The organism is Dokdonella soli, from assembly GCF_039523175.1.
GTDB classification, from domain to species: Bacteria; Pseudomonadota; Gammaproteobacteria; order Xanthomonadales; family Rhodanobacteraceae; genus Dokdonella_A; species Dokdonella_A soli.
Genome location: NZ_BAAAEU010000024.1, coordinates 543252 through 558688 on the forward strand (window position 1 = coordinate 543252; position 15437 = coordinate 558688).

Consider the following 15437-nt stretch of genomic DNA (forward strand, 5'->3'; position numbering starts at 1 on the left):
GCTGCGGCCTGGCACGCGGTGATGACACCGCCTTTACCCGTTGCGTTCAATCAGCGTATCGTCAAACGGCGTCGGCAGTCCTCGACAGTGCTCCGCAGCACGGCGTCAGATGCGGAGCGCGAGCGGGCGAGTGGTACTCCAAGCCGATGGTAAGAGTGGCGCGACGGCCGATCTTGGTCGTTCCAGTCACCTTTGCATCGAAATCCGCAAAATTGTCCGATTGGGGTAGTCCCGCATGTCAACGGAGCTGTTCGCATGGCGCGATACTTTCATGAAGCGCCTTGCCTCGCCGCTGTACGTCGAGGCGTTGTTCGATCGTCTGCCCGATATCGTTTTTTCCATCAAGGATCGCAGCGGGCGCTACGTGCTGATGAGCGAAGCGTGCGTGGAGCGCTGCGGGCTGTCGAACAAGCGCGAAGCGCTCGGTCGCAGTGCGTTCGACTTGTTTCCGGAACCGATGGCGGAACGCTACACGCGTCAGGACGAGCGTTTGTTTCGCACTGGCAAGCCCATCGTCGACAACCTTGATCTGACCCTGTATCCGGACCGCAGTTCAGGATGGTGCCTGAGCACGAAAGAACCTCTGCGCGATCATCACGGCCACATCATCGGCCTCGCCTGCATATCCAAGGATCTGGTCGAACCCAGCCGCGCGGGCCTGATCGATGTTGGTTTCGCGCGGGCGATCGACTACCTGCTCGATCATTTTGCCGAAGCACTTCGTGTGGAGGATCTCGCGCGTATCGGCGAGCTGTCATTGGCACAGTTTGAGCGAAGGATGAAGAAGATATTTCATCTTTCGGCGGCGCAATACATGATCAAGGCTCGGGTCAGCGCAGCGGCGCAGATGCTGGCGAAGAGCGAACAGCCAATCGCCGAGATCGCGCATGTGACGGGCTTTTGCGACCAGAGCGGGTTATCGCGCAAGTTTCGCCAGGTCACCGGCCTCACACCGCGGCAATACCGATTGTTCGTACGCGAAGGGCGTTGGATGTAGAAGTCTCTACCTTCCTCGCGGGCTGACTCCCGAACTGCGTCTGTGCGCAGCACTGGCTCAGCGGAACGGTCGCCGCCGCGTGCCTGATGGGGCAACTGGCAGGATCGGTTCGACAAATGGGGCCCCGCGAGTAATCGAGTCCGATACGAGAAGACGAGCGCCTCGCGGGAGCGCGCCTGATCCGGAGCGCACCGTCGTGACGATCGTTCGTTCCGGAAACCACGGGTATTTGAAGCGAGCCGCCCCCCAGGCGTCGCCAGTCTCCGCACTGACACAAAACTGTCTGATTGCGCAAATCCCGACGCTGCAGCGAACGTTACAGCCAAGACCTCCGGTGGACGTCGGTACTAGGGTGTCGTCACGCCGCCGCTGTCCGCAAAACATTCATCGCACTCGATTCGAAAGAGCGCGAGGTAAACCGTTGAGCGCGGACGAAAGAAGCGGTCAATCGCCCGACGAAGTCGGATGCAGTTCCAAACCAGATCCAAGGGGATAGCAAATGAGCGTCACCCGTACCTTAGTGCTGGGCCGCCGTTCGCGGCTGCTCGTCATCATGATGTGTCTGGCATGGCTGTCCGGCAGCGCGCTCGCCGCTGGACTCCCGCCATCGGGTCCCGACCTGGCAGACAGCCCTCACGTTCAGACCAGCCCGCTCGACGCAGCGCATCGGCCGCCGCAGTCGGCATGGCGCGAGCCCCTGCGGCAGGACTACGACCGTCCGCAGGATCTACGAAAATTAGTGCAGGCGCGCTACACCCTTGTTACGACGGCAAAGAGCACGACCGCACCAGCGGCAAGCTGCGACGTCGCCCCATTCGCCACTGCCAGCGGCTCGGCGCTGGTCAGCCTGGTGAAGGGCTCTACGGTCGATTGCCTGAACAACCTGTATGCGATCACCGGTACGACAGCCGCGCAAACGTTTGTGGAAAGCAAGATGGTGACGATGGCCAATGCGCTGCAGTCGCTGTCGGCAGGCTATCCCGGCGACAACAGCACCAGTGCGCTGCAGGTCATCACCTTCCTGCGAGCGGGCTACTACGTGCAGTTCAACGACAGCGCGGACGTCGGCAGCTACGGCGCCGCACTGGCGACCGCAATCCGGCCGGCACTCGACGCGTTCGTCGCCAACGCCCATTTCGCCGACGTCAACGACAATCACGGCCAGGTGCTCAGCGAATTCGTCACCCTGATCGACAGCGCCGGCGAGAACGCGCATCAGCTCGGCACGGTGAAGGCCATGCTCGGTCGCTACAACGCGAGCTACCACGCCTATGCGAGCATGATGAGTGCGACCAACAATCTGTTCAACGTGCTGTTCAGGGGACATCAGAACGCCGATTTCCAGGCCTTGGTGCAGAGCGACCCGTCGATCACCGACAGCCTGGCGTCCTTCATCAGCAACAACGCTGCCGAGGCGGGAACGGCGAACGAATACCTGATCGCGAACGCCGGTCGCGAACTGGCGCGGTTCCTCAAATATCCCGATCCGCTGCTCACCGCGTTGGAACCCAAGGTCAAGGCCGTGCTCAACGCCTATGGCCTGACCGGGCCGGGCTCGTCGGTCTATGTCGGTACCGCCGATGTCACGCTGTACTACGACCAGGCGCATTGCAGCTATTTCAGCCTGTGCGATTTCGTGCAGAAGCTGACGCAGACCGTGCTGCCGATCAGCTATCAGTGCGGCCCGACCTTGAAGCTGCGCGCGCAGTCGCTCACCCAGGACCAGATCAACCAGACCTGCGCGAAGGTCGGCAAGGAGGAGATCTACTTCCACGACCGTATGCAGACCAACCATCAACCCGTTGCCAACGACAACAACACGAACCTGGAAATGGTGGTGTTCGCGTCGAGCTCCGACTATGTCAACTATTCGGGCGTGATCTTCGGCAACAACACCAACAACGGCGGCATCTATCTGGAGGGCGACCCGTCCAATCCCGCCAACCAGGCTCGTTTCCTGTGCTATGTCGCCGAATGGCTGCAACCGTTCCAGATCTGGAACCTCACCCACGAGTATGTGCACTACCTCGACGGCCGGTTCGACATGTACGGTGGATTCTCCGACTACCCGCTGACGTTGCCGGGATCGTCGGTTTGGTACATCGAGGGCCTGGCTGAATATTTCTCCTACAGCTTCCGCGGCATGGTGTATCCGGAAGCCGATGCCGACGCCGGCACGGCGCAGTTCAAGCTCAGCCAGGTGTTCGACAACACCTACGGCAGCGGCCGGGAGCTGGTGTATCGCTGGGGCTACCTGTCGGTGCGCTACATGTTCGAGCGCCACCACGACGAAATCGATTCGATACTCGGATATTTCCGGCCGGGCAACTACGCGGGCTATCGCACCTGGCTCGCCGGTGCGCAGACCTCGCATGACGCCGATTGGCCGAGTTTTCTCGCCTGCATCAGCGCGCATTCCGGTGATACGTCGAGCTGCGGCGGGACCAATCCGGTCGACGCGATTTTCCAGAACGGCTTCGAGCCGCTGCCGGAATGCCCGCAGAAAGCGCAAGGCCGGCTCGACAACGGTTGCCAGATCAGCAACCAGAGTTCGACCAGCGTGCTGTGGTACGCCGTATTCATCCCGGCGGGGACGACATCGATCACGTTCATGACCCACGATGGCACGGGCACCGCGGGTCTCTATGTCCGAGCCAGCAATTGGCCCAACGACACCACCTACGACGCGAGTTCCGTGTTGCCCGGTACCAGCCAGCAGATCGTTCTGAAAAACCCTGCGGTGACCGGCGACTACTACTACGTGATGCTCAAGGCCAATCCGTCCTACAGCGGCGTCAGCATCCAGGTCCAATTCCAATAGCTGCGCAACTGCGCAAATTGCGGTCGCTTTCAGGGCGGAGCCCTGAAAGCCGGCCCTCTCGCAGGCGATACGAACCAGCACGCCTAGGCCACCGACGATTCGTGGCGGGTCGAGACGACGTCAGCCACTCATTCAAGCCAGCTCTGCGAGCAGGCCCTCCTGTTCCGACTACGGGGCGAATCACCCCGAGCGCAGCGCCACCGCGCTCACGACCAATCGTGTCTACAAGCACTGGCCCGCGATCTTCAACAATGACAGCGCCCCCACCTCGGCGCTGCTCGATCGCCTGCTGCACCACGCCGATACCGTGCGCATCGAAGGCAAGAGCTGCCGCATGAAGGAGCAAATCCAGCAGTGAAGTGTCGACGTCCCACGACACCGAGTCCGTTCATTTGCCTCACGATTTTCAAGCCGGCCAAATTTACGGAAATTCAAACCGGCGCTAAGGAACCTCTGAACAAGGCGTCATCCCGGCGAAAGCCGGAGGCGCTTCTCAACAGCCGTAGGCTGGTCATCCAGCTCTACGGCAACTCGTTTGAAAACTGGATGACCAGCTTCGCTGTTGTGAAGCGCTTCCGGCCTTCGCCGGAATGACGAGCTCTGACTTGTTCGGACCTTCCCTAACACTTAGGTTGATCTATCGCATCTTTGCAGAGCAATTTGCCTATCAGCCATTCCCCAGCCGGAAGCAAATTACTACTCGCGGCCTAATCAGACCGCGCAAAGCGATCGTTAGTCATCCTGGTAGGGGGAGTGAGTTATCGTGAAGTTCAAGATATTTATTGCGGCGCTTGCCGTGCCGCTGGTGCTGACGATCGCGCGCGCGGTAACTCATCCGGGTGTACCCGAACGCGAGCTAGAGGGTCCACCCCATTTGCGCGAGGCATACGAGGTCTTGCGTCGAACCAACCCTGACGATCCAACGTTCAATGCGGCGGCTGCGCGCTTTCAGGCCGTTCAACAGGCAGCCGCTGCCTCCGCGCTTCAGAGTGCAAATGCACAAACTCGCGAAAGCGCCTCGATATCAGCGGCGTATCTGCATACCGAAAACTGGCAGGCAATCGGCCCGACACCGCTGCTCCATGGCGAGACGCCTTGGGGTTCACCGCAGCATCTCAGTGCCGTATCCGGGCGCGTTACCGCGATTGCTCTGGATGCACAAGACGAAGTAGCGTTCATCGGTGCGGCACTGGGCGGCGTGTGGCGCACCAGCGACAGCGGCCAAACGTGGGCGCCGATAGGCGATCAGCTCGGTTCGCTCGCGATCGGCAGCATCGCCATCGCGCCGGGACCACACCCTCGCAACGAGGCGACGTTGTATGTCGGCACTGGCGAAGGCAACTTCGGCTGCGACACGTACGGTGGCGTCGGCGTCTACAAGTCGACCGATTCCGGTCGCACCTGGCAAGGGCCGTACGGCTCGTCCCTGTTCACAAACCGCGCCGTCAATTCGATCGCAATCGACCGCACCAATCCCAATACGTTGCTGGCGACAACGGGCACCGCTTTTGTCAGTGCGGGTGGCGCATGCATCACGGAGCCGTCTCTGCCGCCGCGCGGTATTTTCAAATCCACCGACGCAGGATTGACGTGGACCAAGATGACCACGCAGGTGGCGAACGATCCTGCATCACAAGTCATCCAAGACCCGGTTACGCCGACCCGCTGGTGGGCAGCCATGTACGCCAATGGCGGCGTCGTCGGTGGCATCCTGCGCTCCGATGACAGCGGCGCCACCTGGAATCAGATCGCCGGTACCGGTGGATTGCCGCCGCTCGACGCCACCGGCACATGGAGCCGCGCCGCGATAACGGCCACCGGCGATGGGCATGGGAATACGGTGCTCTATGTAGGCAACGGACAAACTGCCACCGGCGCCGGCAGCGGGGGGCGCGTGTTCAAATCGAACGATAGCGGCGCGACCTGGACCGAGCTCGCCAACGCGCAAGGTTTCTGCAACACGCAATGTTGGTACGACATGCCGATTGCGGTCGAGCCTGGCAATCCCAGCGTCCTATACACCGGCGGCTCCTACATTTCATCGGTTGATGCCAACAACAACGAAGTGACGCCGAGCGAGTTCATGCGTTCCAACGATGGCGGCGCCACGTTCGCCAGCAAGGTGCGCAGCGCAGATGGCACGACGGCTCTTCATGCCGACGTCCATGCGATCCAAGTGTGGCCGGGCCGCAGCAATGAAATCTGGGTCGCCAACGACGGCGGTGTCTGGAAATCGATCGATCGCGGCGACAACTGGGTCAACCTCAATACGAATTTGCAGATTACCCAGTTCGAGCAATGCGACCTGTATCAAGCCAACCCGAATATCGCCTATTGCGGTACGCAGGACAACGGCGTGGACGGCTTTACGGGAGGAGCAGGCTGGCTGCATTTGGACTACGGCGACGGCGGAACCGCGTTGATCGACCAGGACAATCCCAACAACCTCGTGCACACCTACTACGACACAAGCGGCGGCGACTGGTCGATTGGCGTCGGCTACACGACGGCGGGATTTACCGCGTTGGAAAACTATAGCTTTTCGGGCGCTGCCAAAAACAACCCGCCATACAACAACGGAATGAATTACACCGATCGCGTGTTGTGGTATCCGCCGATTCACCTCGATCGCGGCGTGCACGACACACTCTACTTCGGCACGAACAAGCTCTATCGAGCCGATCGCTTCTTCTCGTACCCGACCGGAGCTCCCAATATTTTCTCGGCTCTTGGCCCTGGTACCGGCGGGCAGGACTTGGCCTTGCCGAACGGGGAGATCAGTGCGATCACCACGCTGCCCAATCCGGCTCCAGGGCTTGACGCTCAAACCATCTTTACCGGTTCAAGCAACGGCCACGTGTTCGTTTCCAACGACAGCGGCGCCAGCTTTACGGAAGTGGATGCCGCTCCGTCCCCGATTTCGCTTTTTGTCACGAGCATCTTGATCGACCCGCGCCATTCAAACGTGGTTTACCAGGCGCGAGCAGGATTCACAGGCAGTTTGCCCGCACACAATGTGCGCAAATCCACCGATGGCGGAATGACCTGGGCCGATGCTTCCAACGGATTGCCGGATATCCCGGTGAACGCACTCGTCACCGACCCGATTGTGCCGAATGCAATCTGGGCGGGTACCGACGCCGGGGTGTTTCTCTCCACGGATGGTGGCACGACATGGAATCCTTACAACACCGGTTTGCCGAACGTCCCGGTCTACGATTTGAAGACCAGTCGGCAACCCGCGCAAATCATCGCATTCACGCACGGACGTGGCGCGTTCCGATTGCAGTTTGACGCCATCTTTATCGACGGCTTCGAAGTGCCGTAGCGCAGCCCGCAACCCCAGGGGTGGCCGCATACCAATGCGGCCACTTTCGTCGGAGCTGATTCTGCACCGGGCCGTGAAGTATCACCGCCAAGTACTGGATGGCCGCGTACCTCGCGACGCCGACCTTCGGCACCGGCAACTACGCGAACGGCTGGCTGTGGTACCAATCGTCCGCCGCGAACGGCAGCAATGCGCAGGATATCGACCCAGGCAAGATCGATCCCAACTCATCGGGTAGCTGGACCAACAACAACAATCCGGGCATGGCTATGCACATCGAACAGGTTGCGGCGTGTGGCGCGCCTTGGATGACTACGACGCCGGTGACGTTGACGCTGAAGGGGTTGCTCAGTGGTTCGGTGACCGTGACCGTCGACAGCACGCAATTTCCGGCGGGACAGAACAAGGCAGCCGCTCTGTTGTGCATCGACAGCAACAACGCCGCACATCCGGTCTGCGCCGTACCCGTGACCGCGACCCAGAACTGAGTGCCTTCCGAATGCGGAGTTCCTAGGGAAGGTCTGAACAAGTCCTGCTTTCGCATCGATGGCGTCGGCAGGACTTGGATCGCAAGGAGTGCTCAGCGACGGCTGGAGAAAGCGAGGCCGAAGCCTCCGTATGAAGAGTGTCGGGAGCGCGGGGGACTCGAACCACCCCACTGCGCTGACGAGTTGAACGTCGTGCAGTGTCCGAACGCAGATCGCACGAGTCGCGGCTACCCGCTCTATCCGCTGGATACGGTGTCCGCAGTGGATTGCCAACTGCCGCCGAGACTTTGAACCAGCGCCGCTGTGTCGCTGAAGCGGGCCGCCTGCGCCTGGATGCGGGCGATCTTCGTCTGCTGATAGGCCTGCTCGGCGTTGAGCAGTACCAGCGCATTGACATAGCCGAGATCGAGCTGCTTGCGAACGAGGCCCAGGGTTTTCTCCGCGGCTGCTTCCGCTTGCATGGCTGCACTCAGCGCCCTCGCATCAGCGTCGAGTGCGTAGAGTGCGTCGGCCACGTTCTGGAAGGCTGTCAGCACCACCCCGCGATACTGCGCTGCCGACTGCTGCCATGCTGCCTCGGCCGCACGCTGACGATGCTTGAGTGTGCCAAAGTCGAGCACCGTCTGCGCAAGATTGCCGGTGAGACCCCAGAACTTGTTGTGATCTTCGAACATTCGACTGAATTGCGTCGAGCTGCCGCCATACATGGCGGAAATGGAAAACTGCGGCAGCCGGTTCGCCACCGCCACGCCCACCTGGGCGCTCGCGGCATGCACCTGCGCCTCGGCGGCGCGCACATCCGGCCGCTGTTCGACCAGTTGCGAAGGCAGGCTCAGCGGCAAGGCCTGCGGCAACTGCAGGCTGGCCAGATCGAAATCCTCGGTTCCACCCTGCGAGGGAAGGCTTCCCGCCAGCACCGCGAGCAGATTGCGAGTCTGTTCGAGCTGCTTCTGCAGCGCAGGGAGACTCTGCTGCGCCTGGGCCAAGGCGGTCTCTTGCGTAGCCACATCCAGGCCGGAGGCGTAACCCAAGACGGCTTGCTGGCGCAGGATCGCCAATGAACGCGTGTCGGCCGCAATGATGTCCTTGCTGGCGTCGATCTGCGCGCGCAGTGCGGCTTCCTGGACGGCGGCCGCGACGACGTTGGAAGCCAACGTCAGATAGGCCGCTTCCAGCTGGAAGCGTTGCGCGTCGGCCTGCGCCTGGAGCGATTCGACGGTGCGCCGGTTGAGCCCGAACACGTCGGGCGCATAGGCAATGCTGAGCTGGGCCGTGTGCAGTGTGTACAGCGCCTCGCCCGAGGTCAGCGTTGGCGAAACCGTGCCCACTGCATTCTTCTGCCGGCTGGGCGAGTAGCCGAGCTGCACGGATGGGAAATACGCGCCGCGCTGAGCGGTGACATTTTCCTGTGCCTGGCGCAACACCGCCTGGGCGCTCTGGATGCTCGGGTTGTGCGCAAAGGCGCGTTGCACCAGAGCATTCAGTGCCGGTGAAGCGAACACGGTCCACCACTCGCGGGTGATCTTCGCGCCGAGTTCGAGATGCTGCTCGTCCTGGCCGACGGTGGTCGAGCCGATCGCGGCGGGCAGCGGCGCTCGGGTATAGCTGTCCGTTGCCGGTAGCGCAGGCCGTCGATAGTCCGGGCCCACGGCACAGCCCGTGCACAGTGTGGCGAACAATGCCGCAACGATGATCGCGTCCTGTACGCGCGGCCTGCGCAGCCGAATCGACAATAGCCTGTCGCGATGGCCGCCTGGTTGCCAGCTAGGTGCGATGCGTGAAGTCGTCATCACAGGCCTCCCGTCTCGACAGGGCTCGGCCCGCGGCGTTGCTTGCGCTTCTGCGACCACTCCACGACCAGCACCTGCAGCGCGGGGGCGACAACCAGCAACATGATCGGTCCCAGCAGCATGCCGCCGACCACGACGGTGGCCAGCGGTCGCTGCACCTGGCTGCCGATGCCGGTGGAGATCGCCGCCGGAAACAGGCCGATGCAGGCCGACAGCGCCATCATCAGCGTCGGGCGCATGCGCTCCTCGGCCGCGTGATACATCGCGTCGAGCGGCGCCTGGCCCTCGAATACCAGGTGATTGAAGTACGAGATCACCAGGATGCCGCTCATCACCGACACGCCGAACAACGAAATGAAGCCGATACCGGCGGATACGCTCAGGTTCAAGCCGGACAGGTACAGTGCGATGATGCCGCCGGCGATCGAGAACGGGATCGCGGCAAGCGTCAGCAGGCTGTCGAGCAGCGAGTTGTACAAGGTATACAGCAACGCAAGGATCAGCAGGATCGCGATCGGCAACGCCACCGCAAGACGGCGCGCGGCCTGCTGCATGGCATCGAACTCGCCGGCCCAGACGAGGTGATAGCCGCCCGGCAACACGACATTCTTCGCGATGCGCGCCTGCGCCTCCACCACCGTGCTGCCGAGATCGCGCCCGCGCACGCTGAATTTGACCGGGATAAAGCGCTCGTTGCGCTCGTGGTAGATGTACGACGCCCCGGTATCCAGCGCGATCGTCGCCAGCTCGCGCAGCGGGACATACGCGGTCGCGCCGCCGGGCGCGGTGTAGCCGACGCTGATATTGCCGATCGCCTGCACGTCGGACCGATACTGCGGCGCCAGGCGCACCACCAAGGCGAACTGTTTGTCGTCCTCGAGCACGGTCGTCGCCGGCGTGCCGCCGGCAGCCGCCTGCACGACGTTGTTGATGTCGCCGCTGTTGAGGCCATAGCGCGCGGCCTTGGCGCGGTCGATCGTGATATTGAGGTTGGGCTGGCCGAGCACGCTGAACATGCCCGCATCCTCCACCCCCTTGACCTGCCGCATCTCGCGCAGCACCTGGTCGGCCAGCTTCTCCAGTTCGACCAGATCAGGGCCGATGATCTTGACCGAGTTGGCGCCCTTCACGCCCGACAGACCTTCCTCGATGTTGTCCTGGATGTACTGCGAGAAGTTGAATTCGACGCCGGGAAATTCTTCTTCGAACTGTTTCTGCAGCGCATCGACCAGCATCTCCTTGGTGTGACCGCTGGGCCACTCGCCTTGCGGCTTGAGCGGAACGAACAGCTCGACGTTGTAGAAGCCCGAGGCATCGCTGCCGTCGTCGGGACGCCCGTGCTGGGAGACCACGGTGACCACTTCCGGATGGGACTTCACGATCTGCCGCATGCGGTTGACCTTGTCCATGCCGGCTTCGAGCGAGATCGTGATCGGCATCGTCGCGCGTATCCACAGGTTGCCTTCCTCCAGCGCGGGCAGGAATTCGGTGCCGATGCGCGGCAACAGCAGGCCGGCCACGAGGAGAAAGGCGACTCCGATCGCGACGGTGGTCCTGCGCCTGCGCAGCGCCCAGCGCAGCACCGGCGAATAGACCCCGCGGATCGCGCGCACGAAGACCGTTTCAGTTTCCTTGACGTGCCTGGGCAGCAGCAGCGAGGCCAGCACCGGCGTCACGGTGAACGTCGCGATCAGCGCACCGGACAACGCATACGCATAAGTGCGCGCCATCGGGCCGAAGATCTGACCCTCCACGCCCTGCATCGTGAACAGCGGGATGAACGCGGCGACCGTGATCGCGGTGGAGAACAGCACTGCGCGGTCGACCTCGATCGCGCTGACGAACAGCAGCCGGAGCTTCTTCGACCATCCATGCGCGATGCCGCCCGGCGAGTACATCGCGAAGTCGCTCTGGGCCTGGTCATGCAGCAGTTGCTGCCGAGCCTCGGGGCTCCTCTGGAAGTTGCGGAAGATGTTCTCGATCAGGATCACCGCCGAGTCGACGATGATGCCGAAATCCACCGCGCCGACCGACAACAGGTTGGCGGAATCGCCCATCATCACCAGGATGATGATGCTGAAGAGCAGCGCAATCGGAATGTTGGCGCTGACGATGATCGCACTGCGCAGATCGCCCAGGAACACCCACTGGATCAGGAATACCAGCAGGCAGCCGAAGATCAGGTTGTGCAGCACCGTGTGGGTGGTGACGTTGACCAGGTTGGATCGATCGTAGAACGGCGCCACCTCCACGCCTGGCGGCAGCGTGCCATCGTGATTGAGTTTCTCCACCTCGGCCTTGACGCGGGCGAGCACTTCATTGGTCTGCAAGGTGCGATTCATCACGACGATGCCGGTCACGACGTCGTCCTGATCGTCGCGTCCGGCCTTGCCGAGCCGTGGCACGGAGCCGACCGACACCTTCGCGACATCCTTGACCAGCACCGGCGTGCCATTGGATTGCGACAGCACGATGTGACCGATGTCGTCGCTGTTCCTGATCAGCCCGACGCCACGGATGTTGACCGACTGCTGACCGATGTTGACGGTGCGCCCGCCGACGTTGGTGTTCGCGTTCCCGATCGCGCCGATCAGCTGCGGCAGGGTCACGCTGTAGCCCTCCAGCTTGTGCAGGTCGGCCTCGACCTCGTATTCCTTGGTCGTGCCGCCCCAGGTCACGACCTGGGCAATGCCGGGCACCGACAGCAGCCGGCGTGTGACGACCCAATCCTGCGCCGTGCGCAGATTGGTCAGGCCGTAGTGCGGCGGCCCGACCAGCTGATAGCGATAGATTTCACCGACCAGGCTCGAAGCCTGGATCTGCGGCACGATGTTGTTCGGCAGGCTCACGTTCTGCTGCAGGTTCAACGCCGCCTGCGTATACGCGAAGTAGTAGTCGATCCCGTACTTGAAGGTGACGCGGACGAACGACAGGCCGTAGAACGACGTCGAGCGGATGTTGTCGACGCCGGGTGTGGTCGCCAATCCCACCTCCATCGGTCGCGTGTAGCTGCGCTCCATTTCCTCGGCCGACAGCCCGGGGGCCTGCGCGGTGATCTCCAGGATGACCGGCGCAGGATTCGGATAGGCTTCGATGTTGAGCTTCGCGTACGCCGCCAGGCCAATCGCGATGAAGGCGGCCAGGCCCATGATCACGATGGATCGTCGGGTCAGTGCGAACGCGATGAGACCTCTGAACACGGTGTCGCCTTCTGTCGATGGAGCACGGCAGCAAGCGGCCGTCCCGATGCGCTAATTGGATTGCAGAGCCAGTGCGTTGCTGACGAACAGGGCGCCGTCGCCGGCCGCACGTTCGCTGGCCGACAGACCTTCGATGATCTGGTCCATCCCGTCCTGCTGCAGGCCGAGCTTGACCACGCGACGCACGAAGCGACGACCATCCCCGGTGACGAAGACCGTCATCGTGCCGTCGCCTTCGCGTACGACCGCATTGGCCGGCACGCCGACCGATTGCACGGGCGCGCCGGTGTGGACGACGAAGGTGGCGAGCATTTGCGGTCGCAGCTCATGCTGCGGGTCGGCAATTTCCGAGCGTACGCTGACGCGATGCGTACTCGGGTCGACCGTGCTGCCGATGTAGCTGATCGAGCCTTGCAGTTTCCGTCCCGGCAGCGCGGCGACCGTTACCGAAACGGATTGGCCGATCCGCAGTGCGGCGACGTCGCCCTCGACCACGTTGGCCACCATCCACACGCTGGACAAGTCCGCGACCGTGAAGGGCGCCGGCGCTGCGCCCGGCTGGACCAGTACGCCGGGGGCTGCGGCGCGCGCGGTCACGCGGCCGGCAAACGGGCTCACGACGCGCAGTTCGCCGTCGATCTTGCGGCTGGCGGCAATCCGATCCATGTCCGCGTCCGATTTGCCGAAGATGCGCAGTGCATTGCGCGCGGCCTGGTAGTTGCCCGCCGCGGTCTGCTGGTCGGAAACGGCTTGCTCGATATCCCTCACGGCGTTCGCCTGGATGGTGATCATCTGCCGCGCTCGCTCCAGCGTCTTGCTGGTCAGCGCAAGCAAGCCCGCCGTCGAGATCAGGTTGGACTCGGCCTGCACCAGGTCCGGGCTGTCGACGGTGAACAGCACCTGGCCCTTGGCGACGTCGTCGCCCGCTTTCGCCCGTACCTCCCGCACGCGCCCCTGGTAGGGCGAAAACACCTGGGCCAAATGATCCTGGTTGAAATCGATGAAGCCAACGGCATCGAGCCGCGCGTCGAATGCGTGCATCTGGGCGGCAATCACGCTGACGTGCTTAGCCTGCAGCTCGGTGATCGTCACCGTGTCTTGCGCAGCGGTCGGCGCAGCAGCCTTGGTCGGCAACGAGGCGCCACCCCGAGGAGCGAGCCAGACGTAGCCGATGCAAACCACCAGAACAGCCAAGGCGGCGGCCGCGCCGATCTTCAGCTTGTGCGTCATCTGCATGCCCATTCCAGGTTCGGTGGCGAGTGCGAAGCGTCGACAATGAGGGACCGCCGGGCGCGACGGGCCGGCTCCACGCGACGCGCAGGACTTCATCGGAGGCCGTATCAGTCGGTTGCCGCAGATCGGGCCTGTGCGCGGACGCGCGGCCCACGGGCAGGCGAGCACTTCGCGGCGCCACCTTAGTGAGCATGCCGCATCGGTAAAAGTTACGGTTTGGAAAGGTTGCCGTGTCGGCGGCGTCGGTCCGCCTCAACCGTGCGGCAACGAGATGCCCACTTCCAGGCCCGGATGGGCATCGCGCAGCGTGAGAGTGCCGCGATGCAGGGCCACCACCGCCGCGACGATCGACAGACCCAAACCGTTGCCGCGCAGATTCCGGCTGGAATCCACACGGAAGAATCGCTCGGTGGCTCTGCCGATAGCGTCCGCCGGTATGCCGGGGCCATCATCTCGGACCAGGATGCGCACATCGCGTGGGCCACTCAGGATTCGTACCTGCACATGCGCACCGCGGCCAGCGTACTTCAGCGCGTTGTCGAGCAGATTCGCCAGCACGCCGGCGAGCAGGTCGCGATCGGCGCTCACCATCGGCTCGCCCTCCACCGCCAGGCTGAGCGCGATGCCCTCGTTTTCGGCGGCGGGTTGGTACAGCTCGACGATGTCGCCGATCACCTGGCGCAACGGCAGCAGGTCGAAACGTTGCCGGCGCACACCGGATTCGGCCTCGGCGATCTGCAGCAGCTTGTCGAATACCCCAATCAGCGCATCGATCTCGTCGATCGCGTACTGCGCGCGACCGGGGAGCTTCTCGAGCGGATGATGGGACTGCAATGCATCTTCCAGCGCGCCGCGGATCCGCCCCAGCGGTGTCCGCAGATCGTGCGCGATCGCGTTGGACACGTTGCGCGCGGTGTCCATCAGGCGCTCGATCTCGTCGAGCATGTCGTTGATGTCGCCGGCGACCACCGCAAATTCGTCCCGCGAACTGCCAACCTCGATGCGCCGGTCGAGATTGCCGGCGGAGATCTCGGCGGTGGTGCGGTGGATTGCCTTGAGCTGATTCTGCAATTGCGCGCGGAACAGCCACGCCCCGACGGCCGCGAGCACCAGCGCAACCAGGCCACCCAGCCCCAGCGCCACCAGGATCATGCGCTCCAGTTCGCGCTGGTCCTGCATGTCGCGCCCCACCACCAGTGTCGTGCCATCCCGGAACCGGTAGGTCAGCAGGCGGCTGACCGAGTCGCGGCCCAACCGCTTGACCTGTTGCTTGACCAGTTGGTCGTTCTGGCCCGACAACCCCTGCCATGCGGTGAGGTTGCCGATGATCTTCCTGCCGGCCGGATCGATGAGCAGGTAGACCTCGGTATTGACATCCCGGTCATCCGTCAACAGAACATGGATCTCGCGCTCCAGCGCGTCTTGTCCGGCCTGCTCGCGGATCTGGATGAGGCGTCGCGAGGTCGCGGTCAGCTGCTTGTCGATGTTGCGAGCCAGCAGGCCGGCCGTCCCGACGTAGAACACGGTTGAGATCAGCGCGACCGAGAACAGCAACAGCAAGCCGTAGCCAACGGCCATGC

General features: G+C 62.9%; 9 protein-coding genes. 5 read left to right on the top strand and 4 right to left on the bottom strand.

The genetic code is table 11. The annotated features are described in order from the left end of the window. The first annotated feature begins 307 nt into the window (after nt 1–307). From ABD002_RS16405 to ABD002_RS16420, 5 genes are all read left to right on the top strand, one after another. Entirely contained in the window at nt 308–997 is a 690-nt protein-coding gene (locus tag ABD002_RS16405; RefSeq protein ID WP_343793008.1) for an AraC family transcriptional regulator, read from the top strand. Between the two features lie 499 nt (nt 998–1496). Next, on the top strand, nt 1497–3818 hold the full coding sequence (locus ABD002_RS16410; RefSeq protein ID WP_343793010.1) for a M9 family metallopeptidase: 2322 nt from the start codon (nt 1497–1499) through the stop codon (nt 3816–3818). A gap of 130 nt (nt 3819–3948) precedes the next feature. Then, complete coding sequence (locus tag ABD002_RS19755; RefSeq protein ID WP_425545134.1) at nt 3949–4176, top strand: ATP-binding protein; 228 nt, start codon at nt 3949–3951, stop codon at nt 4174–4176. Between the two features lie 405 nt (nt 4177–4581). Then, complete coding sequence (locus ABD002_RS16415) at nt 4582–7146, top strand: hypothetical protein (RefSeq protein WP_343793012.1); 2565 nt, start codon at nt 4582–4584, stop codon at nt 7144–7146. 98 nt (nt 7147–7244) lie between these two features. Then, entirely contained in the window at nt 7245–7634 is a 390-nt protein-coding gene (locus ABD002_RS16420; RefSeq protein ID WP_343793014.1) for a hypothetical protein, read from the top strand. A 236-nt stretch (nt 7635–7870) separates the two neighbouring features. Here ABD002_RS16420 and ABD002_RS16425 read toward each other — a convergent pair whose 3' ends face one another. From ABD002_RS16425 to ABD002_RS16440, 4 genes are all read right to left on the bottom strand, one after another. After that, nucleotides 7871–9484, bottom strand: coding sequence for an efflux transporter outer membrane subunit (locus ABD002_RS16425; RefSeq protein ID WP_343793016.1), 1614 nt, complete (start codon nt 9482–9484; stop codon nt 7871–7873). Next, the gene (locus ABD002_RS16430) at nt 9424–12624 is read right to left on the bottom strand and encodes an efflux RND transporter permease subunit (RefSeq protein ID WP_343793018.1); all 3201 of its coding nucleotides are present in this window, start codon (nt 12622–12624) and stop codon (nt 9424–9426) included. Before ABD002_RS16430 ends, ABD002_RS16425 begins: the two co-directional genes overlap by 61 nt. Nucleotides 12625–12675: 51 nt before the next feature. Further along, complete coding sequence (locus tag ABD002_RS16435) at nt 12676–13860, bottom strand: efflux RND transporter periplasmic adaptor subunit (protein ID WP_343793020.1); 1185 nt, start codon at nt 13858–13860, stop codon at nt 12676–12678. Between the two features lie 249 nt (nt 13861–14109). Next, nucleotides 14110–15411 carry a sensor histidine kinase gene (locus ABD002_RS16440; RefSeq protein ID WP_343793022.1) on the bottom strand — a complete coding sequence of 434 codons (1302 nt, stop codon included), beginning with the start codon at nt 15409–15411 and terminating at the stop codon, nt 14110–14112. Nucleotides 15412–15437: the final 26 nt, after the last annotated feature.

What these genes read in the sequence shown, in the direction of transcription:
- ABD002_RS16410 (WP_343793010.1), top strand. Translation starts at nt 1,497, where the DNA reads ATGAGCGTCACCCGTACCTTAGTGCTGGGCCGCCGTTCGCGGCTGCTC.
- ABD002_RS16420 (WP_343793014.1), top strand. Translation starts at nt 7,245, where the DNA reads ATGGCCGCGTACCTCGCGACGCCGACCTTCGGCACCGGCAACTACGCG.
- ABD002_RS16435 (WP_343793020.1), bottom strand. Translation starts at nt 13,860, where the DNA reads ATGCAGATGACGCACAAGCTGAAGATCGGCGCGGCCGCCGCCTTGGCT.